General features: G+C 70.5%; 25 protein-coding genes, 1 pseudogene and 1 riboswitch. Of the genes and pseudogenes, 1 reads left to right on the top strand and 25 read right to left on the bottom strand.

Features of this window, described 5'->3' with window-relative positions; translation table 11 throughout:
* Positions 1–104: 104 nt before the first annotated feature.
* The 19 genes and pseudogenes from N8I86_RS04935 to N8I86_RS38975 all read right to left on the bottom strand — a co-directional run bounded on the left by N8I86_RS04935 (position 105) and on the right by N8I86_RS38975 (position 17,310).
* The gene (locus tag N8I86_RS04935; RefSeq protein ID WP_073894524.1) at positions 105–563 is read right to left on the bottom strand and encodes an RrF2 family transcriptional regulator; all 459 of its coding nucleotides are present in this window, start codon (positions 561–563) and stop codon (positions 105–107) included.
* A gap of 49 nt (positions 564–612) precedes the next feature.
* Positions 613–1,836 (bottom strand): acyl-CoA dehydrogenase family protein, encoded by a 1,224-nt coding sequence (locus tag N8I86_RS04940; protein ID WP_263277193.1) that lies wholly within the window; start codon positions 1,834–1,836, stop codon positions 613–615.
* Positions 1,837–2,230: 394 nt separating this feature from the next.
* Positions 2,231–3,391, bottom strand: a complete 1,161-nt coding sequence (locus tag N8I86_RS04945; protein WP_073894528.1) for an LLM class flavin-dependent oxidoreductase — start codon at positions 3,389–3,391, stop codon at positions 2,231–2,233.
* Positions 3,392–3,439: 48 nt separating this feature from the next.
* Positions 3,440–3,631, bottom strand: a pseudogene (locus tag N8I86_RS04950) (hypothetical protein); the annotation flags it as partial.
* Positions 3,582–4,136, bottom strand: a complete 555-nt coding sequence (gene ssuE, locus N8I86_RS04955) for an NADPH-dependent FMN reductase (RefSeq protein WP_073894529.1) — start codon at positions 4,134–4,136, stop codon at positions 3,582–3,584. The pseudogene N8I86_RS04950 and the gene ssuE, both read right to left, overlap by 50 nt.
* Positions 4,137–4,391: 255 nt before the next feature.
* Positions 4,392–5,537: an LLM class flavin-dependent oxidoreductase gene (locus N8I86_RS04960; RefSeq protein ID WP_263277194.1), complete on the bottom strand. Its 1,146-nt coding sequence runs from the start codon at positions 5,535–5,537 to the stop codon at positions 4,392–4,394.
* Positions 5,530–6,621 carry an LLM class flavin-dependent oxidoreductase gene (locus N8I86_RS04965; protein WP_263277195.1) on the bottom strand — a complete coding sequence of 364 codons (1,092 nt, stop codon included), beginning with the start codon at positions 6,619–6,621 and terminating at the stop codon, positions 5,530–5,532. Before N8I86_RS04965 ends, N8I86_RS04960 begins: the two co-directional genes overlap by 8 nt.
* Entirely contained in the window at positions 6,618–7,991 is a 1,374-nt protein-coding gene (locus N8I86_RS04970) for an NtaA/DmoA family FMN-dependent monooxygenase (RefSeq protein WP_263277196.1), read from the bottom strand. Before N8I86_RS04970 ends, N8I86_RS04965 begins: the two co-directional genes overlap by 4 nt.
* A 20-nt stretch (positions 7,992–8,011) precedes the next feature.
* On the bottom strand, positions 8,012–9,226 hold the full coding sequence (locus N8I86_RS04975; protein ID WP_263277197.1) for an LLM class flavin-dependent oxidoreductase: 1,215 nt from the start codon (positions 9,224–9,226) through the stop codon (positions 8,012–8,014).
* A gap of 76 nt (positions 9,227–9,302) precedes the next feature.
* Positions 9,303–9,446: a putative leader peptide gene (locus tag N8I86_RS39220; protein WP_352226816.1), complete on the bottom strand. Its 144-nt coding sequence runs from the start codon at positions 9,444–9,446 to the stop codon at positions 9,303–9,305.
* Between the two features lie 2 nt (positions 9,447–9,448).
* On the bottom strand, positions 9,449–10,174 hold the full coding sequence (locus N8I86_RS04980) for a GNAT family N-acetyltransferase (RefSeq protein ID WP_123438872.1): 726 nt from the start codon (positions 10,172–10,174) through the stop codon (positions 9,449–9,451).
* Between the two features lie 88 nt (positions 10,175–10,262).
* Positions 10,263–11,291, bottom strand: coding sequence for a transporter substrate-binding domain-containing protein (locus N8I86_RS04985; protein ID WP_263277198.1), 1,029 nt, complete (start codon positions 11,289–11,291; stop codon positions 10,263–10,265).
* 64 nt (positions 11,292–11,355) lie between these two features.
* Positions 11,356–12,153, bottom strand: coding sequence for an amino acid ABC transporter ATP-binding protein (locus N8I86_RS04990; protein WP_073894540.1), 798 nt, complete (start codon positions 12,151–12,153; stop codon positions 11,356–11,358).
* Positions 12,150–13,130, bottom strand: a complete 981-nt coding sequence (locus tag N8I86_RS04995; RefSeq protein ID WP_263277199.1) for an amino acid ABC transporter permease — start codon at positions 13,128–13,130, stop codon at positions 12,150–12,152. The genes N8I86_RS04990 and N8I86_RS04995 overlap by 4 nt, the downstream gene beginning before the upstream one ends.
* A gap of 320 nt (positions 13,131–13,450) precedes the next feature.
* Positions 13,451–13,559, bottom strand: a riboswitch (SAM riboswitch).
* A gap of 65 nt (positions 13,560–13,624) precedes the next feature.
* Positions 13,625–14,488 carry a glutathione S-transferase C-terminal domain-containing protein gene (locus N8I86_RS05000; RefSeq protein ID WP_263277200.1) on the bottom strand — a complete coding sequence of 288 codons (864 nt, stop codon included), beginning with the start codon at positions 14,486–14,488 and terminating at the stop codon, positions 13,625–13,627.
* A 128-nt stretch (positions 14,489–14,616) separates the two neighbouring features.
* Positions 14,617–14,727, bottom strand: a complete 111-nt coding sequence (locus N8I86_RS38970; RefSeq protein WP_317633590.1) for a putative leader peptide — start codon at positions 14,725–14,727, stop codon at positions 14,617–14,619.
* Between the two features lie 290 nt (positions 14,728–15,017).
* On the bottom strand, positions 15,018–15,350 hold the full coding sequence (locus N8I86_RS05005; RefSeq protein WP_123438868.1) for a 4Fe-4S dicluster domain-containing protein: 333 nt from the start codon (positions 15,348–15,350) through the stop codon (positions 15,018–15,020).
* Positions 15,347–16,951, bottom strand: coding sequence for an FAD-dependent oxidoreductase (locus tag N8I86_RS05010; RefSeq protein WP_263277201.1), 1,605 nt, complete (start codon positions 16,949–16,951; stop codon positions 15,347–15,349). Before N8I86_RS05010 ends, N8I86_RS05005 begins: the two co-directional genes overlap by 4 nt.
* A gap of 74 nt (positions 16,952–17,025) precedes the next feature.
* Complete coding sequence (locus N8I86_RS38975) at positions 17,026–17,310, bottom strand: ATP-binding cassette domain-containing protein (protein ID WP_317633646.1); 285 nt, start codon at positions 17,308–17,310, stop codon at positions 17,026–17,028.
* Between the two features lie 56 nt (positions 17,311–17,366).
* Here N8I86_RS38975 and N8I86_RS05020 point away from each other — a divergent pair, with 56 nt between their 5' ends.
* The gene (locus N8I86_RS05020) at positions 17,367–17,525 is read left to right on the top strand and encodes a hypothetical protein (RefSeq protein WP_263277202.1); all 159 of its coding nucleotides are present in this window, start codon (positions 17,367–17,369) and stop codon (positions 17,523–17,525) included.
* A gap of 82 nt (positions 17,526–17,607) precedes the next feature.
* Here N8I86_RS05020 and N8I86_RS05025 read toward each other — a convergent pair whose 3' ends face one another.
* The 6 genes from N8I86_RS05025 to N8I86_RS05050 all read right to left on the bottom strand — a co-directional run bounded on the left by N8I86_RS05025 (position 17,608) and on the right by N8I86_RS05050 (position 24,688).
* On the bottom strand, positions 17,608–18,936 hold the full coding sequence (locus N8I86_RS05025; RefSeq protein WP_073894548.1) for an LLM class flavin-dependent oxidoreductase: 1,329 nt from the start codon (positions 18,934–18,936) through the stop codon (positions 17,608–17,610).
* Positions 18,933–19,991, bottom strand: a complete 1,059-nt coding sequence (locus tag N8I86_RS05030; RefSeq protein WP_263277203.1) for an aliphatic sulfonate ABC transporter substrate-binding protein — start codon at positions 19,989–19,991, stop codon at positions 18,933–18,935. The genes N8I86_RS05025 and N8I86_RS05030 overlap by 4 nt, the downstream gene beginning before the upstream one ends.
* Positions 19,992–20,033: 42 nt before the next feature.
* Positions 20,034–20,765, bottom strand: coding sequence for an ABC transporter ATP-binding protein (locus tag N8I86_RS05035; RefSeq protein WP_073894551.1), 732 nt, complete (start codon positions 20,763–20,765; stop codon positions 20,034–20,036).
* A complete protein-coding gene (locus N8I86_RS05040) occupies positions 20,762–21,655 on the bottom strand; it encodes an ABC transporter permease (protein WP_263277204.1) in 894 nt (297 codons plus the stop codon). The genes N8I86_RS05035 and N8I86_RS05040 overlap by 4 nt, the downstream gene beginning before the upstream one ends.
* Positions 21,652–22,548: a TauD/TfdA dioxygenase family protein gene (locus tag N8I86_RS05045; protein ID WP_073894554.1), complete on the bottom strand. Its 897-nt coding sequence runs from the start codon at positions 22,546–22,548 to the stop codon at positions 21,652–21,654. The genes N8I86_RS05040 and N8I86_RS05045 overlap by 4 nt, the downstream gene beginning before the upstream one ends.
* A gap of 898 nt (positions 22,549–23,446) precedes the next feature.
* Entirely contained in the window at positions 23,447–24,688 is a 1,242-nt protein-coding gene (locus N8I86_RS05050) for a vanadium-dependent haloperoxidase (RefSeq protein ID WP_263277205.1), read from the bottom strand.
* Positions 24,689–24,735 lie beyond the last annotated feature (47 nt).

Consider the following 24,735-nt stretch of genomic DNA (forward strand, 5'->3'; position numbering starts at 1 on the left):
GAACCGAGGGAGGCGGGGACGATGTCGGCGAGTTCACGCTCGCGAGAATCGGCCCGCGATGAGCTGGTCCGTCTTCGGAGATCTGCTCGCTGACCGGACGCCGGTCAGGGATTCGTCCAGGCCTCGGGGTCCTCCGCGAGGCTCAGGACCTCGTCGGGCAGCTTGGCCGCGGCCACATGGGCCAGGGTGACCTCGCCAAGGATCTTGCGGACGTTGGCGCGTACGGCGATCCACAGCGGCAGCAGCGACTCCGCGGGGCCGCAGTAGGAGAGCTCGGGTGGGCGCACCCCCCGCACCGACACCAGGGGGCCGTCCGCCACCCGGATGACGTCCGCGATGGCGATCGAGCCGGCCGGGCGGGCCAGCCGGTAGCCACCCTTTCCGCCACGCTGGCTGACCACGAGACCACCCCGGCGCAGGTCGCCGAGGATGCCCTCCAGGAACTTGTGCGGGATCCCCTGCGCCGCGGCGATCGCCTCGGCCTTGAGGGAGGCCTCGTCCCCTGCCGCGGCCAGCTCCAGGGCCGCCCGCACCGCATAGTCCGCCCGCGCCGAGATCCGCATGCCGCGATTATCCATCACTGCCCGAGTCCGCCCGTCACCGGCTGAGCCGTCAGGCAGGAAGGACGAAGGACGGGTGCGCACCGTTGAGGAAGTAGTCCCCGATCTCACGCAGTCTGTGGGCGGCCGGTTCACGCAGGGTGTGGGTCCGGGCGTCACGCCAGAAGCGGTCGAAGCCGTGCCGCATGGACGCGGCCTCGACTCCGACGACCTCCAGGGCACGGTTGGTGATCTCCTGCGCGGCCCGGGAGGCCGCTGCCTCGGCCACGCTGGCGAGGACGGCGATCTCCGCGCACTCCTCGTCGTGGAGATCCTCGTCCTGCGCGAGGCCGCGCAGGAGGGCGTCCACCGCCTGCTCGGCGAGAGCGGACGCGGCACGTGCGACGACGGCGAGCTCGCCGTACACGGTCAGCGCGTAGGGATCCTGCGGGGGACTGCCCGGCCAGGGCTGGGGCGAGAAGGGCTGCCAGGGCGACCGCACGGCCCTTCCGTGCTCGTGGACCTCGTCCAGCAGTCCCTCGGCGATGCCGAGACAGAACTGGGCGGAGACCAGGCGCGCGGTCGGCACGGCAAGAGAGGCGAAGGGTGACAGGACGCCCTCGTCGGGCGAGAGCGAGCCGAACACATCGTCCGCCGCGACCGGTACGGAGTCGAACTCCACGGCGCCACCGGCTGCCAGCCGCTGACCGAAGGTGTCCCCGCTGCTGCCGCTCACGACACCCGGGTGGGTGGGGTCGACGAGGACGGCCAGCGGCTCACCCGTGCCGTACCTGGCGGCTCGGACCACCAGCCGGTCGGCGATCCCGACGCCGGTGGCGTACCTCTGGTAGCCGTTCAGCAGATGGCCGCTCGCCGTGGGAGTCAGGATGAGCGGCGGTTCGTGTGAGGCGATACCGCCTCCCCAGCACCACTGCCCCTCCGTCGACTCCCGCTCGACGCGGGCGGCACGTGCAGGGTCTGCGAAGAAACGGGCGGTGAAGGACAGGAAGTAGTGGTGGCCCAGCAGGTGGCCGATGGCCCCGTCGGCCGCGGCGACGGTCCGGACGACCGAGTAGGCCGTGCGCCAGTCCGCACCTCCTCCCCCCTGCCCGGCCGGTGCCAACAATGTCAGCAGCCCCGACTCGCGCAGCCGAGCGACCTCGTCGAGCGGTGCTTTGCCGGCCTGTTCGCGCTCGGCAGCGTCCGTGGCCAGGTCGTCCGCCATCTCACGGGCTATGAGCAGCCAGTCGACCTGCCCGGCTCCGGCGTCGGTCACCTCGTCGGCCGTCACCGTCATATCCGGACCCGCTTCATGCGACTGCGGCTGTCACTGCACCTCGGTGCTGTTGTCATGGCGTCTTCCTTCAAGGGCCGAGGACGACGCGATGCCCGGCGAGGCGGCGTGGGAGTGCGGCGGTGCGCGAGAGGCGTCGGCTTCATCATCCTCACTCTCCTCTTCGACCACCGTCAAGACTTCCCTAGTAATTCGATAGGAAAAGTAGGGATACAGCGAACGCTCCGGCTGATTCCCGCTCCCGGATGGCGAGTTCGCGAAGGTGCCTGGGGTGGTGGCTCGGTGTCGCAGGCAGCCTCACGGGCGAACTCGGAGGCCGGCTCGACGGCGACAGCGACCGCCTCGTTGTCGTCAGCGATCACTTGGGCGCTCCCGACCTCCCCCCGCGATCAGGTGGTCATCGCGGCCCCCCGGCGGCGGCGAAGGGTACTTGGGCCGACGGGGCGGCCTGCTGTCCGTACGGGTGCTGCCACAGGCCCTGCGCCTGAAGTCTCGGCAGGACGCCCTCGCCGAACCAGTACGCCTCCTCCAGGTGCGGATAGCCGGAGAGCACGAACTCGTCGACGCCGAGGGCGTGGTACTCCTTGATCCGCTCGGCGACCTCGCCGTGGCTGCCGACCAGGGCGGTGCCCGCGCCGCCGCGCACCAGGCCGATGCCTGCCCACAGGTTGGGGTGGATTTCCAGGCGGTCACGGCTGCCGCCGTCGTGCAGGGCGAGCATGCGCTGCTGGCCCTCGGACTCGCTGCGGGCCAGTCCCGCCTGGATAGTCTTGACCGCCTCCGGGTCGAAGCCGTCCAGGAGCCGGTTCGCCTCGGCCCAGGCCTGCTCCGAGGTGTCGCGGGTGATGACATGCAGGCGGATGCCGAAGCGGACGCTACGTCCCTCCTTGTCGGCCAGCGCCCGGATCCAGGCGATCTTCTCCGCGACGGCGGCGGGCGGCTCGCCCCAGGTGAGATAGACGTCGACATGCTTTGCGGCGACTTCTCCCGCGATCGGCGAGGAGCCCCCGAAGTACACCTCGGGGACCGGGTCGGGCACCCGTGCGAGCTTCGCGTCCTCGACCTGGAGGTGCTCGCCGCGCAGGTCGACGGTCTTGCCCTCCCACAACCCTCGTACGATCTGGAGGAATTCGCCGGTACGGCGGTAGCGCGCGTCCTTGTCGAGGAAGTCTCCGTAGGCTCGCTGCTCGTGGCTCTCGCCGCCGGTGACGACGTTGAGCAGCAGCCGTCCGCCGCTCTGTCGCTGGAAGGTGGAGGCCATCTGCGCGGCGAGCGTCGGTGAGACGAAGCCGGGCCGGAAGGCGACGAGGAACTTCAGGCGCTCGGTGTTCTGGCTGACCATCGCGGTGGTCAGCCACGCGTCCTCGCACCAGGCTCCCGTCGGCGTGAGTGCGCCGACGAAGCCCAGGTCCTCGGCGGCGCGGGCGATCTGGCTGAGGTAGGCGACAGTGGGCGGCCGGTCGCGCCCGGACTCGGTGGCGGGGGTGCCGTGGCCGCCGCCGACGACGTGGCGGCTGTCTCCGTTGGTCGGCAGGAACCAGTGGAAGGTGAGGGACACTCGGGGCTCCGATCTGGGGTGCGATCAGGGGATGTTCGTCGGCGCCGGCGCGGAGAGCCGGTGCAGCTCCTCGCGGGGAAGCCGGCGTTCGGCGTCGCGGGCCGAGGCGCCGGCCCGGAACTCGTCGGCCGGGGCGGACGCGACAGTGACGGCCTCGGCGTCGTCGGCGATGACGTGTGCGGTCGTGGCCTCAGCTCGCCGCGGCCAGGAGCGGGGTACGGCCCAGCGCCAGCGAGAAATGGTCGACGACCTGGGTGAGGGCCTCGGCGGCGGCCGGTGCGACGGTGATCGAGCCGTCGTCGTGGGCGGTGATGTCCTTGTCGAGGGTGAACCAGCCCTGCACGATGTGCGCGGCACCCATGGAGTTGAGGACCGGACGCAGGGCGTAGTCGATGGCGAGGACATGCGCGGTGGAGCCGCCGGTGGCGAGAGGGAGGACCGTCTTTCCGGTGAGTGCGTACTGCGGGAGCAGGTCGAGGAGCGCCTTGAGGACTCCGGAGTACGACGCTTTGTAGACGGGTGTTCCTACGACGACGCCGTCGGCGCTCGCGAACAGCTCGGTGGCCTCGACGATCGCCGGATGCCGGAAGTCCGCGCCGAGCAGCGCATCGGCCGGGATGGTGCGAACGTCGAGCGGAACGACGTCGTGCCCCTGAGCGGTCAGTCGCTGGTCGAGGTGGCGCAGCAGGCGGTTGGTGCGGGAGGAGGCGGAAGGGCTGCCGGAGACGGACAGGACGGTGGCCATGGATCCTCTTTCGGGGAGAAGGGGGCGCCTCCGCCTGGGAGGCGCTCTGGGGCGGTCCGGAGTACCAGGTCGGTTCGGGCAGTTCGCCCTCGATGACCCAGCGCCCGACCTCTGGCCGCTCGTGGGCGACAGGGTCGTGCAGGGTGTGGGTGCGGACGTTGTGCCAGAAGCGGCAGGATGCGGCGGTGGCTCGGGCGCCGGTCACTTCGAAGGTCTGGTCGCCGATCTCCAGGGTGACGTCGGCGGCGCGGGCCGTCACTGCTGGAGGGAGTGCCCCCGTCGGCGCCATTCCTCCGCGAGCAGTTCGTACGAGCGGACCCGGTCCGTATGGGCGTGGGTGATCGTCGTGATGAGCAACTCGTCCGCGCCCGTTGCCTCCTGCAGTTGTTCCAGCTGGTCGGCGACCCTGCCCGGCGAGCCGACGAACTGGGTGTCGAGTCGGTCCTGGACGAGGGCCCGGTCCTCGTCGGTCCATGCGTGGGCGCGCGCTTCCTGCGGCGTCGGGAACTCGATGGCGCCTTCGGCGGTGCGGATGCTGCGCACCCACGGGCCGTAGCCGGTGGCGAGTTCACGGGCCGTCGCGTCGTCCTCTGCGACGACGACGTCCGCCGATACGCTGACGTACGGCTTGTCGAGGAACTCGGAGGGCTGGAAGAAGGATCGATAGCCCTCCACCGCCTCCAGGACCGTGGCCGGGCTGACGTGGTAGTTGGCCGCGAACCGCAGACCGTTGCCGCCCGCCACCTCGGCGCTCTGACCACCGCTGCTGCCCAGGATCCACACCTCCACGTCGGCGCCCTCCCCTGGCACGACGTGCGCTTCCACGCCCTCCGGCGAGCGGTAGGTGCCGGCCAGCAGGGCGAGGATGTCGTCGATCTGCTCGGCGTAGTCCTGTGACTCGGCGCCCGGCAGCAGGAGCAGCCTGCGCTGCAGCGCGATGCGGGGTGAGCCGAGCAGATGCTCGAAGGAGAAGCGGGGTGGGATGAGCAGGCCGTTCGGGGTGCGGCCGTCGACGACGGGGGTCGCCGTCGGCAGGGGGGCTGCCGGCTGTCCTGGCGGGCGGCCGCCCGAGCGGCCCAGGCCCAGATCGAAGCGGCCCGGGTGCAGTGTGTCGAGCAGGCCGAACTCCTCCACGGTGGACAGCGCCGTGCGGTGCCCGAGCTGCACGGCCCCGGAGCCGAGCCGGATGGTGGAGGTGGCGGAGGCGGTCAGCGCCAGGACGACGGCGGGCGACGTGCCCGCCACGCCGGGATTGAGGTGATGCTCCGCGAACCAGTAGCGGGCATACCCGAAGCGCTCGGCCTGCTGTGCGAGATCGATGGAATTGCGCAGGGCATCGGCTGCCGTCGATCCGGAGGAGATCGGGACCAGGTCGAGGACGCCGAGGGAGATGTCAGACACGGACGGACTCCTGAGTGAGCGGTGATGCCGGAAGCACGGGGCCCCAGGCGAACGGCGGATCCGGGATCTCCCGACGCAGCACGGGGGCGACCTCGGACTGGAACAGCTCGAGTGATGCCCGGTGCTGGGACTCCGTCAGCCCGCTCGCGTCGGCATGCAGGTGCACCACCGTGTGGCCGAAATGTTCGTAGTAGCGGTGCACCTTGTCGATGACCTGTTGCGGGCTGCCGATCAGGGCGGAGCTGCGTTCGACGAAGTCCTCCAGGGTCTCGAACACGACCGGCAGGCCGGCCTTCTTGAAGAACGCCAGGTTGGACTCGAAGATCGGGCGGTACGCGGCCAGCGCCTCCTGGGAGGTGGGGGCCACGTAGATGCCGGCCGTCCCGGCGCCGACCGCGATGTCGGCCGGGTCGTGCCCGTAGAACTCCCAGCGCTCACGGTAGTGGCGGATCAACTCGGCATACGGCTCCATGGGGTTGGTGACGTTCGCCGAGAACAGCGGGTCGCCGTAGCGGGCGGCGAGATCGACCGACTCCTTGCTGGTGGCGCTGCCGTGCCAGACCCGGACCGGCTGCTGGTACGGCCGCGGCCACACCTCGGCATCGGTCAGCGGGGGACGGAAGCGGGTGTCGGCGGTGACCTTGTCCTGGCGCCAGATCTTCCGGAAGACCTCGTAGCTCTCGGCGTTGCGGTCCCACTGGTCCTCTGGCGTGACGTGGAACAGGTCGCGCTGGGCGGCGCCGTTGCCCTTGCCGATGATCAGGTCGAGACGGCCTTCGGAGAGATGGTCGAGGGTGGCGTAGTCCTCGTACGCGCGGACCGGGTCCAGCAGGCTGAGCGTCGTCACGGCCGTGAACAGGCGGATCCGCTTGGTCAGGGCGGCCACATGGCTCAGTACGACGGTCGGGGACGAGGAGATGAACGGCCGCTCGTGCCGCTCCCCCACGCCGAAGCCGTCGAAGCCCAGCTCCTCGGCGAGCAGGGCGTTGTCGAGGACCTCGCGGAACCGGTCGTGCGTGGACTTCCGCACCCCGGTGACCGGGTCGGGGCGGTGCACGATCAAGGTGATCGCGAGGAACTTCACGACGCCGCCCGCTCGTCGGACGCCTCGTCCGGGTGTGCGAGGCCGAGGTGGTGCCGGAGCGTCGGGCCCTCGTAGTCGGTGCGGAAGACGCCCTGTTCCTGCAGCAGCGGGACAACCTTGTCGGCGAAGTCGTCGAGGCCGGTCGGGGTGATGTGCGGGACGAGGATGAAGCCGTCACTGGCGTCGGCCTGGACGTAGTCGTTGATGGTCTTGGCGATGGTCGCCGGGGAGCCGACGAAGTTCTGGCGGTTGCCGGTGTTGATGACCAGGTCGCGGATGGACCAGTTGTTGGCCTCGGCCAGCTCGCGCCACTCGCGGGCGGTGGCCAGCGGGTCGCGGTACATCCGCACCTGGGCGCGGCCCTTGGAGATGTGGTTGTCGCTGACGTCCGGGTCGATGTCGGGCAGCGGGCCTTCGGGGTCGTAGGCGGACAGATCGCGGTTCCAGACGAACTCCAGGTGCTTGATGGCGGTGGCCCCGCTGACCTGCTGGCAGCGCACCTCCCGGGCCAGCTCCTCCGCCTCGGCGTCGGTGTCGGCGAGGGCGAAGGAAGCGGCGGGCAGGATGAGCAACTGGTCATGCCTGCGGCCGTACTGGGCGAGCCGGTTCTTGACGTCCGTGTAGAAGGCCTGGCCGCCTTCGAGGGTGGCGTAGCGGCTGAAGATGGCGTCGGCGCTCGAAGCGGCGAATTCGCGGCCCTCGTCGGAGTCTCCGGCCTGGAAGACGACCGGGCGGCCCTGCGGGGAGCGCGGGACGTTGAACTGGCCGTGGATGTCGAAGTGCCGGCCGGTGTGCACGAAGGAGCCGGCCTTCGCGTCGCGTAGGAAGACGCCGGTCGCCTGGTCGGCGACGATCTCGTCGCCGTGCCAGGAGTCGAAGAGCTCGCCCGCCGTGGCCAGGAACTCCTTCGCCCGGGAGTAACGCTCGCCCTGCGGCAGGAAGCCGCCGCGGCGGAAGTTCTCGCCCGTGAAGGCGTCCCAGGAGGTGACCACGTTCCAGGCGGCGCGGCCGCCGGAGAGGTGGTCGAGGCTGGCGAACTGACGGGCCACCTCGTACGGCTCGTTGAAGGTGGAGTTGATGGTTCCGGTCAGGCCGAGGTATTCGGTGACGGCGGCGAGGGCGGCGAGGACGGTGAAGGTGTCGGGGCGGCCGACGACGTCCAAGTCGTAGATTTTGCCGCCCTGTTCGCGCAGCCGCAGGCCCTCGGCGAGGAAGAGGAAGTCGAACTTGGCGCGTTCGGCGGTCCGGGCGAAGTGCGCGAAGGAGGTGAACTCGATGTGGCTGCCGGCCTTCGGGTCGCTCCACACGGTGGTGTTGTTGACGCCCGGGAAGTGTGCGGCCAGATGGATCTGCTTCAGTGGCTTGCTCATGTCGGTGCGGTCCTTCCGGCTCAGGCGGTCGCTGCGGCGTAGCGGTTGGCGGGGCGGGCGAGGCCCAGCAGGCCGCGCAGGGTGTCGGCTTCGTAGGCGGTGCGGAAGGCGCCGCGGCGCTGGAGTTCGGGGACGAGGCACTGGGTGATGGCCGGCAGGTCGTGTCCGGCGACGGCGGGTCGCAGCCGGAAGCCGCTCAGCCCCTCGGCCGCCAACTCCTGCAGCAAGTCGGCAAGTTGAGCGGGCGTACCGGCAAAGATGCGGGCGTCGCTCGTGTACGGCTCCCCCGCGAGGGCGTCGAGACGTGCGCGGCGGTCCTCCGCCGCGGCCTGGTCGTCGTCGAGGAAGACGACCAGGTCACCGAAGATGTGCACGAGTTCACCGGCGCGTCCGGCCGCCTCCTGCTCGGCGCGGATCTCGGCGACGATCGCGCGGGCCTGGCCGGCGTCGTGCGGAGTGACATAGCCGACGTCTGCCTGCCGGGCCACCAGCCGGTACGGGACCGTCTGGTGGGCCAGGGCGGTGACGAGCGGCTGGCCCTGGGGCGGGCGCGGGGTGATGGACGGGCCCTTCACACTGAAGTGCCTGCCCTCGAAGTCGATGTAGTGCAGCTTGTCGCGGTCGATGAAGCGGCCGGTGGCCACGTCCCGGATCTCCGCGTCGTCCTCCCAGCTGTCCCAGAGCCGGCGCACGACCTCGACGTAGTCGGCGGCCTCATCGAAGTGGTCGGTGAGCAGTGCCTGCCCGGCCGGACTCTGGATGCCCTCCAGGCTGAGCGGTGGAAAGGTGCGGCGACCGAAGTGCGCGGCCTCGTGCGGCCGGGGCGAGATCTGCACGCGCAGGCCGGCCCGGCCGCTGCTGACGTAGTCGAGAGTGGCGATCGCCTTGGAGATGTGGAACGGCTCCGTGTGGGTGGTGATCACGGTCGGCACCAGGCCGATGTGCCGGGTCAGCGGTGCGATCCGGGCCGCGGCCAGTACGGCGTCCAGGCGTCCGCGGACCTGGTCGGTGCGGCCGTCCGGCTCACCGTAGTCCGAGGACTGCAGGCCGAGTCCGTCCTCGAGGGTGACGAAGTCGAGCAGGCCGCGTTCGGCCTCGGTGACCAGGTCGGCCCAGTAGCCGGCGGTGAACAGGTCCCGGGGGCGGGCGGTCTGCTCGCGCCAGGAGGCGGGATGCCAGCCGGTGCCGTCCAGAGCCACAGCAAGGTGCAGGGGGGAAGCGGGAGTTGCGGACACGAGGGTGCCTTCCTGGAGGTCCGTACGAGATCGCCGGCCCGCGGAAGTCGGGGCACACGGCGGCTGGGAAACGGGATCAGGAACTACAGAGGGAGCCGGCCACGCGCTGGAGGTCGATGTGGGGCCGGGAGTAAAGGTGGACGGCACGGAGTACACGTGTCACGTGTCTCACCTCCGTCCGAGCGGACCATGCACTCTGCTTCGACAAGGACAACGGCACCGCTATGCCGTTTCTTCCAGCGCGGCGGCCCCGGTGTGCCGGACGAGCGAGAAGACGGTACGGCGGCGCAGGGTGAACCCGATCGACTCGTACAGCCGGATCGCGTTCGCGTTGGTGGCGGCGGCGTGCAGGAAGGGGCGTTCGCCGCGTTCCCTGATACCGGCGGCGACCGCGCGGACCAAACGGGTGGCCAGGCCCCGGCCGCGGTGGTCGGGGTCGGTGCACACGGCGCTGATCTCCGTCCAGCCCGGCGGGTGCAGCCGCTCGCCGGCCAGGGCGATCAGCCGGCCCTGGTGGCGGATACCGAGGTAGGTGCCCAGCTCGACGGTGCGGGGCAGATAGGGGCCCGGCTCGGTGCGGGCGACCAGATCCAGGATCTCGGGCACGTCGCCGGGGCCGAGCCGTACGGCCTCGGGGTCGGGCTCGGCGCGCAGGGCGGTGTCCACGAGCTGGACGCCGTGTCCGGTGCGCACGACCTCCCAGCCCACCGCCGCCTCGGTCACGCCTCGCACCGCGGCGGTGCCGCCAGGGCCGACGAGTGCGGCGAGGCCGGCCCAGGCGCGCGGGTCGTCCTCGTCGGAGAGGGCGTGGAAGGGTGCCACGTCCTGGTGGTAGCGGGCGGCGTGGCCGACGCGTTCGGCGAAGTGCGCGTGCGGGCCGGTGAGCGCGGCCCAGGCGGGGTTGTCCAGGATGTGCGAGGAGCTGGCGTCGATGCTGGTCACGGACATGGTGTGGCGGTCTCCGGGGTGCGGCTCGAGTGTCCGACGCCCGGGGATTCCACCGCGAGGCGGCGGTGGAATCCCCGGCAGGCGATGGTCAGGAGTTGTCGAGGGGCAGTCCGGGCGGGTTGACCTCGGACTTGGCGACGGCCTCGTTGGAGAGGTTGTAGGCCTTGAGCCACTCGGCGTACTGACCGTTCTTGATCAGGTGGTTGATGGCGTCGGCGAGCGGCTTCGCCAGGCCGCTGTCCTTCTTCGCGGTCGCCGCGATCAGGCCCTGCAGGCCCGCGCCGGCACCGGAGTACGTGCCCGCGGTGCGGGTGGCGTTGGGCGTGTTCGCGACCTGGCGGTTGTGGTAGGCGATGCCGGGGTTGGGGCCCAGGTACGCGTTGATCTTGCCGCTGGACAGGGCAAGGTAGACGCTGTTGCTGTCCTGGAAGTACTTGACGGTGAGCTTCTTGCCCTTCTTGGCCAGCTTCGCCTTCCACTCCAGGAGGATCTTTTCCTGGTTGGTGCCAGAGCTGACGGAGACGGTCTTGCCGGCGAGGTTCTCGTAGTTGCCGTCGAAGTTCCAGGTGCTCTTCTTCGGCACCACGAAGGCGAGGTTGTCCTGCCGGTAGGAGGCGAACTCGTACTTCTTCTTTCGCTCCTCGGTGTCGGTGACGTTGGAGAAGGCCACGTCGACCTTCCCGCTGTCGATGCCGACGAAGAGGTTCTCCCAGGTGGAGTTCTTCACCTCGGGCTGGAGGCCGAGGACCGCGGCGACCAGGCGGCCGAAGTCGGGCTCCGCGCCGGTGAGTGTCTTCTGGTCGCTGCCCACGTAGGCCAGCGGCGGGAAGCCGGCCGGCAGGGCGCCGATGCCGATCTCCAGCTTGCCGCTCTTCTTGAGGGCGGCGGGCAGTTCCGCGCTGATGGACTTGACCTCGGAGACCTTGATGGAGGTCTGCCGGGCGGCGCCGTTGGAGACCTTGCCGATGACGACCTCGCCGGTCTTGGCGGCGCTGTCGGTGGAGGTGGCCGCGTCGCTGTTGCCACCGCAGGCGGCGAGCCCTGTGGCCAGGGAGGCGACCGCGGTCGCCGCGGTGATGCCGCGTATCAGGCTGCGTCGGGTGAAGTGGGTGGCCATGGCCGTTCCTTGTCGCTGGAGGTGATGAGGGTGGCGTGGGGGGAGGTCTTGGGGGTGCGGCGGGTCAGAGGACCTTGCTGAGGAAGTCCCTGGTGCGCTCGTGGCGCGGCTTGTCGAGGACCTCGGAGGGCGGCCCCTGCTCGATGATCTTGCCGCCGTCGATGAAGACGACCCGGTCGGCGATCTCACGGGCGAAGCCGATCTCGTGGGTGACGATGAGAAGGGTGGTGCCGCTGGTCGCCAGGTCCCTGATGACGGCGAGGACTTCGCCGACCAGTTCGGGGTCGAGGGCGGAGGTGGGCTCGTCGAAGAGGATGACTCCGGGGCGCAGAGCGAGGGCGCGGGCGATGGCGACGCGCTGCTGCTGGCCGCCGGACAGCTGGCGCGGGTAGGCGCCTGTCTTGTCGGCGAGGCCGACGCGGCCGAGGAGTTCGCGGGCCAGCTCCTGGGCCTCGGGCTTGCCGAGTCTGCCGGTGGCGACCGGGGCGGCGGCCACGTTGTCCAGGACGGTGAGGTGGGGGAACAGGTTGAAGTTCTGGAAGACGAAGCCGATCCGTCCGCGCTGGGTGAGGATGGCGCGCTCGCTCAGCTCCTTCAGCCTCTCGCCCTGCCGCTTCACGCCGATCGGCTCGCCGTTGACGCTGACGTAGCCGATCTCGGGCTTCTCCAGGTGGTTGATGACCCGCAGCAGGGTGGACTTGCCGGAGCCGGACGGGCCGAGGATGACGGTTACCTCGCCGGGGCGGACGGTCAGGTCGACGCCGTCCAGTACCCGGTGGGTGCCGTACCACTTGTGCACGTCGTGGACCTCGACGGTGGCGGCCGCGACGTCCGCCAGGGCTCCGAGCGTCTTGGCGGTCATACGGCGGCCTCCCGGCGGATGCGGGCCCGCAGGTCGGTGAGCCCGGTGCGGAGCTTCTGCAGCGGTGTCGGCGGCAGGCCGCGGGTGGCACCGCGGGCGTAGTGCCGCTCGACGTAGAACTGGATGACGGAGACGACGCTGGTCAGGATCAGGTACCAGACGGTGACGACCAGCAGCAGCGGCACGATGTCGCCGGGATAGGTGGAGCCCATGGTCTGCGCGGAGCCGAACAGGTCGAGCAGGGAGACGTAGAAGACCAGCGAGGTGCCCTTGATCAGGCCGATGAGCTGGTTGACGTAGTTCGGGATGATCGAGCGCAGCGCCTGCGGAAAGACGATTCTGCGGAACTGGTATCCCTTCGGCAGACCGAGTGCCGCGGCCGCCTCGTGCTGGCCCTGGTCGACGGAGAGGATGCCGCCGCGTACGACCTCGGCCGCGTAGGCGGCCTCGTTGAGGCTGAGGCCGATCACGGCGACGACCATGTCGGTGGCGAGCTTCGACTCGTCGAAGGAGAAGAAGGCCGGGCCGAAGGGAATGCCGACGCTCAACGTCTTGTACAGGGCACTGAAGTTGTAGAGGAAGATCAGTACCACGATGAGCGGGATGGAGCGCAGCGCCCAGACGTAGGTCCAGCTGACCGCGCGCAGCACGGGGCTCCTCGACAGCCGGGCCAGGGCGAGCACAATGCCGCCGATCAGGCCGAGCACCGCGCTGTAGGCGGTGACTTCGAGGGTGATGAGCAGGCCGTCGAGGATGGTGGGGCGCAGGAACCAGTAGCCCCAGCGGTCCCACTGGTAGAAGGGGTTGGAGACCAGTCCGTGCACGAACTGGGCGACCAGGACGAGCACTACCGCGGTGGCGATCCAGCGTCCGGGGCGCCGGAGCGGCAGAACTCGCTGGGCGGTGAGGGCTTTCGATGGATGGTCGGCGGTCGGCGCCTCGGGGAGGGCGACGGTGGCGCCAGGGGGTTCACTCATGGTGGGCTCCGGCTGGGTGCGTACGCCCCGGAAGCGCGGCATGCGGGGGCGCACACGACGGCGAGGTACCGGGGTGGGGAGGACAACGGCACACCGCGGGGGCGGTGTTCGTCAGGGAGTGCGGGGGCTGTGGGGAGGTGTCAGCCCCGACAGCGGGCACAGCCCGGTGCGGTACACAGTGCGCTGTTCACGCGAAGCAGATCGACGGCGCGATCGGCGACGAGGAGGTTCGGGTACGGCTGTACGCAGTCCTGGGAGCGGCGCGTGGCCGTCCTGGGAGCTGCGTACATGGCGTCACCATCACTGTTCCGGCCCGGTGGGCCTCGCGCTTACCGAAACGTCTTCGGTCCGGTCGTCACCTGGGGCACCCCACCGCGGCGCGAGGGTTGCCGGTCAGCAAGCCAGGGCTTGTCGCTGACACTCATGACCGTTCTTGGCCGTAGTTAAGACAACTGCCCGAACGAATGTCAACGCCGGTCCACCAGGTGGAACGGCTAACGGGCCGCGTGTGTTGCCCAGTCCAGGATCTGGACGGCTGCTCCGGCGGCCTCCAGGCCCTGGCAGCGGGCGTGGTGACGGCGCTCGATGCCGTCGAGGTCGAGGTGGCCGCCGAACGCCGGGGGGGCGGCGAGCCGGCGGGCGTAGGCCCACAGGGCCGGGTGGCCGGCGATGCGCTGGACGGCGGAGGCGTCGAGGTGGTTGCGGTGGACGGTGTCGAGCTGGACCAGGGCGACCCACAACTCGACGTCGGCGGCGGTGATCTCGCCGCGGATCAGGTATGTGCGTCCTTCGAGCCGGCGTTCCAGGGCGCCCATCGTTTCGAGCAGCATGCCAAGTGCCCTGTCACGTTCCACCGGCGCGCCACCGGCCGATCCGGCGCGCTGCGCGGCCTGTTCGATGCCCTGAGCGCACATCCGCTCGACGGCCTCGACCTCCGACTCCGCGCCGCACGGGTAGAGCGAGGGGCGGTCGCCGCCAAACCGGCGGTCGAGGTCGCGCATGATGTCCGGGGCGTGGGTGCTGACGATCCGCCCGGACCAGTCGTCGCTGAGCACCGGCGCGATGGCCGGACCGGGGTACCGGTGGGCGCTGGCCTCGTACAACGGACGCAGGACGGAGTGGCCGCCCTCGGGGCAGTCGGGGACCGCGGGCAGGTGGGTCGCCGGACAGACGGTGTCCAGGCCGAGCAGGCTGTGGGCGACGGCGATGCGCAGGCCGCCGGGACAGGCGGTCGACAGATGGAGGCGGTAGCGGCCCGGAACGGCGTAGTGGCCGCTGCGCGCGTCCCGGCCGATCCGGCCCCGGAAGGCGGGCGCGGGTCGGTCGGCGGCGTGGGCGGCCAGCGGTGTGACAGTCATGACTCTCCCCGGGAGCGGGCGCGGACGTACGCGCGGCGGAAGCGACGTCGGGTGAGGGAGCGGAGCTCTCCCGTACGCACCGGACGGCACGACGGCCGAGGGCGTCTCCGGTGCGGGATGGGCGCGGCTCAGCCCTGGGGGTTGACAGCGCTGCAGACACGCAGCAGATCGATGTGACGGCGGGAGGTCAGAAGAGGCGAACGGCCCACTCGGACGGTGACCGGCTCCAAGCGCCTCATAATTTCCCTACCTATTCACTAGGATTCCCTCAGTGAGTGTCGATCCGACCGACATCGGCGTCAAGAGGGCCGTCCCGCATCGCGGACACCCCGATGGGACGGCGGCCGGCCTCGACACGGTCACCACACGTTTCCCACTGCAACCGTCGCGGCGCGGCGACGGTGGCGAGTCGGCGTGGATGACGCGCCGACGAGCTGCGTGCGACAAGTCGTTCCTCGGGGTCGGTGTCCGGCGTCCTCGGCCTTGTACAGGAGTCCGGGCCTGGATCCTGCGACGATCCAGGCCCTGGTCAGTCCGGATACTCCGGTCCGACCGCGGTGCGGGCGCCGAGCGTCCTTCCCCTGCCCCAGCCGAGCTCACGCCGGTATCCGCCGAGCAGACCGGAGTCCTCGAGCTCTGTCACATCACGGAAGCGCGAGCCGGGAGCGACCGCGGTCACCAGCGGGGCGACGAACAGCGCGTCGGTCGGGCAGTACGCCTCGCACTGGAAGCAGGTCTGGCAGCTGTCCTGGCGCGCGATCACCGGAACGCCGTCGGTGCCGCGGTCGAAGACGCGCGTCGGGCACACCTCGATGCACCGGTCGCAGGAGATGCAGCGATCCGGGTCGACGATCTCGATCATGCGACTCGGCCTCCGCTCGCGACCATGTGCCGTTGCACCGCCTCCGGGCGGCTCCAGACCTCGTCCAGTCCACCGGTGAGCAGCCGGTGGTGCTGGGCCGGGTCCTGCGCCGGCCGGTCGGCCCGCTTGTGCATACCGCGCGACTCGGTGCGCTGCAGCGCCGCGTGGTACATCCAGCGGCCGTGGGCCACCATCGCGGCCGCTTCCCTGGCCCGGAACAGCGCCTCGCCGCTCGCTCCGAGCCCTTCGCGGACCGCGGACCACGTCTCGTGCAGCGAACGGAGCGCCGGCTCCAGACGGTCCGCGTGCCGCAGGTAGTTGCGGTCGTACGGCAGGACCTCGCGTTGTACGGCGGTGACGACCTCGCGGTGGCCGACGTTCACCGCGCCGGTGGGGCGCAGGCCCGCCGTCCCCACTGGGCGCACGGCGCGGCCCGGGCGGCCGCGCCCGGCGGCGAACGTGGCGGCACCCCGGCCCGCCCAGCTGCCCGAGGACGCCGCCCACGCGGCGTTGTGGCTGCCGCCACCGGTGAAGCCGCCGCAGGTCAGCTCGCGGGTCGCGGTGTCGCCCGCCGCGTACAGACCGGGGACGTCGGTGGAGCAGTCCTGGCCGGCGATGCGGACACCGCCGGTCCCGCGCACCGTGCCCTCGGCGAGCAGGGTGATCTCGAACGGGTCGGTGAAGGGGTCGATGCCCAGCCGGTCGAAGACCAGGAAGGTGTTCGGCTGGCCCTTGCGCATCGCCAGCTGCTCGTCCGGTGTGGCCTTGTCGAAGCGGGCGTAGACCGGTTCCGTGAGCAGGGTCCTCGCGATCACCGACCGGCCGCCCTTGCTGGCCGCGCCTTCCAGCACCGAGCCGTCGGCGCGGTAGAAGGTCGCCCACGAGTAGTAGGCGGTCTTGGTCAGCGACGTGCCCTTGGGGGCGATGGCGTAGGCGTTGGAGAACTCCATCCCGGACAGCCGCGCCCCCGCCTCGACGGCCAGCAGCGCGCCGTCCCCGGTGTTGACGTCGCAGCCGAGCGTCTTGGACTGGAATGCGCATCCCCCGGCGGCGAGTACCACCGCCCCGGCCTCGATGCGGACGGTCTCACCGGTCGTACGGTCCAGCGCCCGCGCCCCCGAGACGACGCCGTCGGCGTCGGTCAAGAGCTCCAGCGCCGGGGTGTGGTCGAGGATGCGGGCGCCGAGCCGCCGCACCCGGGTGCGTTGGCGCCGCATGTACTCCGGCCCTTGGAGGTCGCCGCGCAGTTGACGGCCCTGGGCGTCGACGGGGAAGGGGTAGCGCTGGATGCGGGCCAGTTCGTCCATGCGCGCGTGGGTCTCGTCGAGGACGCGCGCCATCCAGTCCCGGTCGGCGAGGAATCCGCCGAGTGCCTCCCGGCTCGCCATGGCGGCCTCGCGCAGTTCGGGGACGTCGTCCACGTACCAGATGCCGGTGCCGACGGAGGCGGTCGCTCCGCTCGCGCCCGTGTATCCCTTGTCGGCCAGGACGACGTCGGCGCCCGCCTGAGCGGCCTTGATCGCGGCCCAGGTGCCCGCTGGGCCGCCGCCGATCACCAACACGTCGGTGGACAGGGCCTGTTCGGGCTCGGTGCTCGTCATGGCGTTGCGTTCCTTCCGGTACGGGGTTCAGGGTTTGAGTCGGCCGGTGGCGAACATCGCGGCCGACCAGGCCGTCACCGCCGCCGCCTGGTGCCGGCCGCGTTGAGGCCCTTCACGACCCGCCAGATCTCCGAGCGCAGTCCGACGTCGACGCCGGCCGTCGGCTCGTCGAGGATGAGCAGGCGGGGGCGGTGCATGAGGGCCCGCGCGAGGACGAGGCGCCGTTGCATGCCGCCGGAGAGTTCGTAGGCGCGTACGTCGGCCTTGCCGTCGAGGCGGAACAGGGCGAGCAGTTCGTCCGCGCGCCGGGCGGCCGCCTTCCGCCCGATGCCGTGATATGCCGCGTGGTAGACGAGGATCTGCTGATCTCCTGCGCGGCCAGACCCAGCAGTCTGCGGGGTTGCACACCGAGCCGATGAGCGTGGTCTTCCCGGGCGCCGTTCGGGCCGAGCAGCCCGAAGAACGCGCCGTCCGGTATCTCCAGGTCGAGGCCGGCCACCGCGGTGAAGCCGTCCTCGTACGTCTTGTGCAGGCCCTCGACCCGCAGCGCGGGCGGACTCCCGCCGCTTCGTGAAGTGGAAGCGGCGGGAGTCGCGAGCGGGTCAGCCAGGGGAAGCGGGCCGGCCGTGGGAAGCGGATCAGGCCCGGAAAGCGGGTCAGTCATGGAACTGATTCGCCGGCACCGGGAGCCCGTAGTGCTCGCGCAGGGTCGTGCCTTCGTACTCCTCGCGGAACAACCCCTTGCCGCGCAGGATCGGCAGCACGCGCTCGACGAAGGCCGTCAGGCCCGAGGGCAGTGCGGGGGCCATGATGTTGAACCCGTCCGCGGCACCGCCCTCGAACCAGGCGATGATCGTGTCCGCCACCTGCTCGGGTGTGCCGACGAACTCGAAGTGGCCGCGTCCGCCCCCGAGCCGGGAGATGATCTGCCGGACCGTGAGCTTCTCGCGCACCGCGAGATCGATGATCAGGTCGGAGCGGCTCTGCGAACCCTCCAGCTTCGGCCTCGCCAGGAGGAACTCCGGCAACGGCTGGTCGAGTTCGAAGACCGACGGCTCGGTCTCGAACACGGCGGCCAGCTGACGCAGCCCGTACTCAGGGACGCGCAGCTCGTCGAACTGCCGCGCAAGCGCCCGGGCCTCCTCCTCGGTCGAGCCGATGTACGGGACGATGCCCGGCAGGACGATGACACCGTCCGGGTCGCGCCCCGCAGCCCTGGTCCGTGCCTTGATGTCCGCGTAGAAGCCGGCCGCACGCTCGTACGTCGTGTGCGCGGTGAAGATCGCCTCGGCGTGCCGTGCCGCGAAGTCCTTGCCGTCCTCCGAGGAGCCGGCCTGGACCAGCAGCGGGTAACCCTGCGGCGGACGCTCGACGTTGAGCGGGCCGGCCACCTTGAAGTACCTGCCCTCATGGCCGAGCCGGTGCAGGCGTGCGGGGTCGGCGTAGCGTCCGGCGGCCTTGTCCGCGACGACGGCCTCGGACTCCCAGCTGTCCCACAGCGCCTTGGCGACCTTCAGGAACTCGTCGGCGCGGGCGTAGCGCTCGGCGTGGCCGGGGCGGTCGTCGAGGCCGAAGTTGGCCGCCTCGTCGGCCCCTGCCGAGGTGACGATGTTCCAGCCGGCGCGGCCGCCGCTGACGTGGTCGACGGACGCGAGCCGACGGGCGAGGTTATAGGGCTCGTTGTACGTCGAGGACACGGTCGCGATGAGGCCGATCCTGCTGGTCGCCTGGGACAGCGCGGTCAGCAGCGTCAGCGGTTCGAGCTGGCCCGGCGGCCGGAACTCACCGGTGCCGATGAGGGCCGGGCCGTCCGCGAGGAACAGCGAGTCGAACTTGGCGCTCTCCGCCAGTTGTGCCAGCTCGATCCAGTGCCGTAGGTCGAAGTCGGCCCGGGGGTTGCTGTGCGGCAGCCGCCACGCCGCCTCGTGGTGGCCCGCTTCCATGAGGAAGGCGTTGAGGTGGAGCCTCCTCCGTCCCGCGCTCATGAGGTGACCTTCAGCTTCGAGCTGTCGTAACCGGCCGGCAGAAGGTTGTCGACGATCGACGGGACGTCGACCTTCTTGGTGATCTGCCCCGCCTCCAGGAAGGCGTCGGCGAGCTTCTGCTCAAGTTCGATGTCCGGCTGCGCCACCGGAGTCACCCGGTTCGAGTAGGCGGCCAGGGACGCCTTGGCGTCATCCAGCGGGATGCCCTGCTCCTTCGACAGCGCCTGCGCGTATTCGTCGGGGTTCTTGACCGCCCAGGCGAACTCTCGCGACAGCCTCTTCAGGACGTCCGTCAGAGCCGCACGCTTGGTCTTGTCCTTCAGCGACGTGTCGCTCGCGACGTAGTAGCTGCTTGTCTGGTCGATCGGCGGGAGGCCCTTCACCAGGATCCGCGCGCCGTTCTTGACCGCGATCGCCGACTGCGGGTTCCAGATCGACCAGGCGTCCACCTTCCCGGTGTTGAACGCCGTGGCGCCGGCCGCCGGGTCGAGGAAGACCAGCTTCACGTCCTTCGGGGTCAGACCGACGCTCTTCAGCGCGTTCAGGGCCAGACCGTGGGCCGAACTGCCCTGCGGGACGGCGATCCTCTTGCCCTTGAGGTCGGCGGCCGTCTTCAGCTTCGAGCCCTTTGGCACGATGATGTTCTCGTTCGACTGGGTGGGTGCGAGGGAGCGGTTGACGGCCACGACCTTGAAGCCGTACTCCTTCGCGGCGCCGGTGATCGGCGGTACGTCGCCGACGCTGCCCAGGTCGATGTCGCCCGAGGCGGCGGCCTGCACAAGCGGCGGACCGTAGGTGAAGCGGGCGAACTTCACCTTGTAGGGCGCGTTGTCGAACACGCCGGTGACCTTCGCAAGTTCCTGGCTGCCGTCACCGCCGTTGTCGCCGATCGTGAAGGTGTACTTGCTCCACTCGGGGTGCTTGGCGTCACTCGCGTCGACGGCGTTGCTCAGCGGCGCGGCGGTGTCCGACGACGATCCTCCGCAGGCGACGAGGGTACTCGCCAGAGCGAGCGAGCCGACTGCGCCGATGAGTCTCGTGGTTCTCTTTCGCATGGGTGTCGTGCTTTCTGTGCTGGGTGAGGGTGTTCGGGGAGGTCAGTGCTGGCCGGCGAGGCCGAGGTCTTCCAGGAGCCGGGCGCGCAGTTCCTCGCGTGCGATGCTCGCCTCGCGGTCCGCGGCGGTGAGGTGCACCTCGTGCGAGGTGCCGATGCGGCCGTTGCTCATGACGACGATGCGGTCCGCCAGGGCGATCGCCTCGTCGACGTCGTGGGTGACCAGCAGCATGGCCGCCTGATGCTTGGTCCGCAGCGCGCGTACGAGGTCGTGCATGCGCAGCCGGGTGATCGCGTCGAGGGCGGCGAACGGTTCGTCGAGCAGGACGAGTTCGGGCTCGGAGACGAGCGCCCGCGCGAGTGAGACCCGCTGGGCCTCGCCGCCGGAGAGTTCCTTGGGCCAGGCCCTCTCGCGGCCGGCGAGGCCGACCTCGGCGAGTACGTCGCGGGCCCGCTGCTCAGCGTCGTACCCGTGCAGGCCGAGCGTGACGTTGCGCAGTACCCGCTGCCAGGGCAGCAGCCGGTCGGCCTGGAAGACGATCGCGCGCCGGGCCGGGACCTCCACGCGCCCGCCGTCGGGCCGGTCCAGTCCGGCGAGCAGCCGCAGCAGGGTGCTCTTGCCGCAGCCCGAAGGGCCGAGCAGGATCACCAACTCCTCGTCGGCGATGGTGAGGTCGAGGTGGTCGAGCACCACCCGGTCACCGAACTGTCGGACCACCTGCTCGACGACGACCCCGGTCTGCCGACGGGGCTCCGTCGCGGTCGTGCTGCTCATGACGCCTCATAACTGGGTCGCCACCGCAGCAGCACCCGCTCGAGAGCCCGGACGAACTGGTCGGCGAGCAGACCGAGGAGCGAGTAGATCACCAGTCCCACGAAGACCTGGTTGGTCTGGAGATACGTCTGCCCCTGAGTGATGAGGAAGCCAAGTCCCTTGTCCGCGTTGACGGTTTCGGCGGCGACGAGACCCAGGACGCTGTATGCGAGGGAGAACCGGAGGCCCACCAGGAACCCCGGCAGGGCCCCGGGCACCAGCACGCGCGTCACCAGGCGCCAGCTGCCCGCGCCCGTCGTGCGCGCCATTTCGATCAGCCGCTGGTCGACGCCCCGTATCGCGGCGAACAGGTTGAGATACATCGGGACACCGGCGCCGAAGGAGATCAGCAGCACCTTCGTGAGCTCGTCGATGCCGAACCACACGATCATCAGCGGCAGCACCGCGAGGAGGGGGATCGTGTTCAGCACCTGTACCAAGCCGTTGAACAGGTACTCACCGCTGCGTAGCAGCCCGCCGAGCACCCCGCTGACGATGCCCACCGTCAGACCGATCGCGAGACCGATGCCGGCCCTCTGCAGCGAGATGGCCAAGTCCGGCCCGAGGACGCCCTGTTGCCAAAGATCGGCGGCGGACCTCACGATCGACGTCGGTGCGGGGGCGTAGGTCTTCGCCAACACTCCGGCCCGGGCGAGGATCTCCCAGGCGATGAGGATCGCGACCGGAGTCGTGTAGATGCCCAGCGGCCAGCGCAGGCGCTCGCGGAGTGTGCTGAGCGGCGTCCGGCGGCGGGCGTCGCGCGGCAGGAACACCTCGCGTTCCCGCGTGCCCGTCGTCTCGGCGTCCGGGACCTTGGTGACGGCCGGCGCCTTGAGGCTGAGATCGGTCATGCCGCCACCGCCAGCACGCTGCTGTAGTGCGAGGCATCGCCGATCAGTTGCTCGCTGCGGCGGCCGTCGACACCGGTCGGTACCTCTCCTGCGATGGTCACCCGGTTGAGGCGGCGCGGGTGGTCGTCGTAGTTGTCCACCGCGTAGTGCTGGGTGATCCGGTTGTCGAAGATCAGCAGCTGGTTCGGAGACCAGGTCCAGCTCAGGATGTTCTCCGGACGGGTCACATACGACTGGAGGATGCGCAGCAGATCTGCCGAGTCGCCGCTCGACAGGCCGACGATCCGCTTGGCGAAGCCACCGATGAACAGCCCGCGTTCGCCGGTGAGCGGATGGACTCGCACGACCGGGTGCTCGGCCTCGTAGGGCGTCGAGACGAAGGCCCGGTCGTACTCCTGTCGCTGCGCCGTCGTGGCTGCGGGGCGGGCGTAGTCGTGCTGGTTGGTGTGCACGACGCGCAGCGTGTCCGCGAGGGAGCGCAGCGGTTCGGGGAGGTCGCGGTAGGCCGCGGCGGCGTTGGCGATGAGCGTCTGGCCGCCGTAGGGCGTGGTCACGATGGACCGGAGCGTGGTGAGCTGCGGCGGGTTGACCACGAAGGTGACGTCCGTGTGCCACTCGTTGGCCTTGGACGTCGCGCTGTCGACGGCAAGGACATTCGTCGTGCCGTCTGCGGCCGGCACGTTCGGATGGGCGGTGGTGAGTTCGCCGAACCACCCGGCCACGCGCTCCTGGCCGGCGTTGTCGAGCTGCACGTCGTCGAACACGATCGCCTTGTGTTCGTTGAGGGCGTCTCGGAGCGTCGTGACTGTCGAGAGGTCGGGTGGCGCCGCGAGGTCGACGCCGTCGACGACCGCGCCGATGCGGCCGGTGAGCTTTCGGATGGACGGAGGCATGAGGGGATCCCTCCCGGGCAGATGGGCACGCCAAGGGGTGCTGGAGAACGGAGAGTCGAGTGAAGGGGGTGGGGTACTGCGCAGGACTGATCGACCATGCGGAATACCGGACTGGGCCGGCCGGAGAGAGGACGCGTGGTCGCCGAAGGCGCGTGGTCGCAGGACCGCTACAGCCGCGATCTCAGCGGCCGCGTCGGCGTGCGCGAACAGGCTCCCGGCTCATACGAGGGAGGTGAGAGGGGAGGGGAGGGGAGCCCTCAGGAGGTGGATACGACGATCCCTTGCCGCGTCAGCGACAACAAAACGCGCTGGAGACGTGCGCCAGGTCGATGTGGCGCCGCCGAGTGAGGTCCACGCGCGGGTTCATAAGACGGGAGTTCAGCAGAGGTCCACCACGTCGGTCAATATCTTTCCGGACAGGTCTTGCATTGCGGACACGGAGAACGTCTCCGCCTCGTCGTGGAGATCGCACAGCCCGCATCGCTTGCCTCTGACGTGTGCGTCAAGGGCAAGCCCCCTGTGCGGCAGCGCCGCCGGTCGTCCACGCCCGGACCGTTTCCCTCGATCAGCAGCCCGGTGCTTCGTTGTCTTCCCGGGGCTGCGCACTCTGCTCGATCCCCCCGGTGGCCACGCCCGAACAGCGGGCCCTGCAGACAACCACCCCGGTGAGCGTCAGCGGGCGGCCGCGGAGCGGGCCGAGGCCGAGAACGTCAGCCGGGAGTTGCGGGCGGTGCGCCGGGGTGGGGTCGGGCGGCCCAGGCGCTGCGCGACGCGGCGGCGTTCGAATGAGCCCGGCCCACCGAGGCCCCACACGACGGCGGGGCCTCGGTACGGTCATCGCCTGCGTTTCGTCAGCACCACGGATTGGGCGCCGCGCTGCCGGTGAGCGCTCGGAGGGTCAGCGTGGGGCGAGGAGCCGTCCCGCGTTCTGCAGGACGTACCGTGCCACGTTCGTGCCAAGCGTGATCCCCGCCTCGTCGGCCGACCGGGTGTGGATGCCGGAGAAGACCCGAGCGTCCACGTTCTCGTCCGCGAGCTGCTTCCAGGCGGTGTACGTCCTCGTCACCCCGGGCGCGGTGGGGCTGGTGAGGTCGAACGGGGCGGTACGCGGCCCGACCAGCGCCGACAGCACGGTCCGTGCGGCGCCCGCGTAGGTGTTGTGGCCGCTGGGGTAGTCCGGATGAGCGGGGGTGGTGTGCAGCGGCGTCCAGTCCGGGTCGGGGTCGATGGTGCCGGTGCGGATCGCGGTGACGGGACGCCAGCGGTCGTAGGTGTACTTGCTGTCGGAGGTGGCGATCTGTGTGTCCACCAGCGCCACGTGGAAGAGCGCGACCAGCCGCGCCTGCCCGGCGATCCCCTGGTCCGCGCGCGAGAGCGCCACCCGCAGCGGCTCGGTGTAGAGGGTGAGGGAGGAGCCCAGCCAGAAGGTGGCCGTCTCGGTCTGGCGGGCGCTGCGCACCGCGCTGTCCGCGGCACCGTACGCCCGCACCTCCGCGAGGTCGGCGGCGTAGCGCCGGGAGTCGAGGGCGGGCGGCGGGCCGAGCCGGAACTGGCTCTGCGTTTTGAGCAGGAACGGCTTGGCGAGACGGTTGCCGTACTGGGCCGCCGGTGCGTAGCCGGGCGGCGTCGGCTGCCACACGCCCGGCGCCGGGGGCTTTACGGGATAGGGCGCGTTGACCGAGGCGGGATCCAGGCCGTCGCCCTCCCTCGACTTCAGGACAAGATCGGCCTGCTTCTCCCCGGCTGCGACACCCCGCTCCTCAGCGGGGCCATCGGGGATCGCGTCGAGGGTCTCCTTGTACGTCGCGTCGAGCTGCTCCGCACGGCTCGGGACCAGCGTCACCAGCGCACGGTGTACGGCCCCGGCGAGCGCCGCCTCCTGAAACGCGCCGCGTTCGACGCCCGTGGGCACGCTTCGGGTGGCCCTGGCGGCAGCGAGCCAACTGATGGCCCACGTACGGCTGTTGGTGATCTGGGTGGATGCCCCGGCCGCCGCGATGGTCTCGGCGGTGGCGTCGTACCAGGCGAGGGACGTGGACGTACGGCCGGCCGCCGAGGCCTGTGGAACGGCGACGGACGCGGACAACAGCGCCGCCGCACCCAGGACTACGAGGGCGGGCCGCGTTCTGGTGAAACTCACGTGATCTCCTTCGGTTTTCGGTAGGGGTGAAAGAGCCGCTGAGGCAT

The sequence above is a fragment of the Streptomyces albidicamelliae genome, from assembly GCF_025642175.1.
Taxonomy (GTDB): domain Bacteria; phylum Actinomycetota; class Actinomycetes; order Streptomycetales; family Streptomycetaceae; genus Streptomyces; species Streptomyces albidocamelliae.

Coding starts and splice junctions, on each gene's coding strand:
- N8I86_RS05040 (WP_263277204.1), bottom strand. CDS start 21,655: ATGACCGATCTCAGCCTCAAGGCGCCGGCCGTCACCAAGGTCCCGGAC.
- N8I86_RS05035 (WP_073894551.1), bottom strand. CDS start 20,765: ATGAGCAGCACGACCGCGACGGAGCCCCGTCGGCAGACCGGGGTCGTC.
- N8I86_RS05000 (WP_263277200.1), bottom strand. CDS start 14,488: ATGACTGTCACACCGCTGGCCGCCCACGCCGCCGACCGACCCGCGCCC.
- N8I86_RS38970 (WP_317633590.1), bottom strand. CDS start 14,727: ATGAGGCGCTTGGAGCCGGTCACCGTCCGAGTGGGCCGTTCGCCTCTT.
- N8I86_RS04990 (WP_073894540.1), bottom strand. CDS start 12,153: ATGACCGCCAAGACGCTCGGAGCCCTGGCGGACGTCGCGGCCGCCACC.
- N8I86_RS04995 (WP_263277199.1), bottom strand. CDS start 13,130: ATGAGTGAACCCCCTGGCGCCACCGTCGCCCTCCCCGAGGCGCCGACC.
- ssuE (WP_073894529.1), bottom strand. CDS start 4,136: ATGGCCACCGTCCTGTCCGTCTCCGGCAGCCCTTCCGCCTCCTCCCGC.
- N8I86_RS05025 (WP_073894548.1), bottom strand. CDS start 18,936: ATGAGCGCGGGACGGAGGAGGCTCCACCTCAACGCCTTCCTCATGGAA.
- N8I86_RS04935 (WP_073894524.1), bottom strand. CDS start 563: ATGCGGATCTCGGCGCGGGCGGACTATGCGGTGCGGGCGGCCCTGGAG.
- N8I86_RS05010 (WP_263277201.1), bottom strand. CDS start 16,951: ATGACGAGCACCGAGCCCGAACAGGCCCTGTCCACCGACGTGTTGGTG.
- N8I86_RS05005 (WP_123438868.1), bottom strand. CDS start 15,350: ATGATCGAGATCGTCGACCCGGATCGCTGCATCTCCTGCGACCGGTGC.
- N8I86_RS04985 (WP_263277198.1), bottom strand. CDS start 11,291: ATGGCCACCCACTTCACCCGACGCAGCCTGATACGCGGCATCACCGCG.
- N8I86_RS05020 (WP_263277202.1), top strand. CDS start 17,367: ATGAGCGTGGTCTTCCCGGGCGCCGTTCGGGCCGAGCAGCCCGAAGAA.
- N8I86_RS04980 (WP_123438872.1), bottom strand. CDS start 10,174: ATGTCCGTGACCAGCATCGACGCCAGCTCCTCGCACATCCTGGACAAC.
- N8I86_RS05030 (WP_263277203.1), bottom strand. CDS start 19,991: ATGCGAAAGAGAACCACGAGACTCATCGGCGCAGTCGGCTCGCTCGCT.
- N8I86_RS04970 (WP_263277196.1), bottom strand. CDS start 7,991: ATGAGCAAGCCACTGAAGCAGATCCATCTGGCCGCACACTTCCCGGGC.
- N8I86_RS05045 (WP_073894554.1), bottom strand. CDS start 22,548: ATGCCTCCGTCCATCCGAAAGCTCACCGGCCGCATCGGCGCGGTCGTC.
- N8I86_RS04940 (WP_263277193.1), bottom strand. CDS start 1,836: ATGACGGTGACGGCCGACGAGGTGACCGACGCCGGAGCCGGGCAGGTC.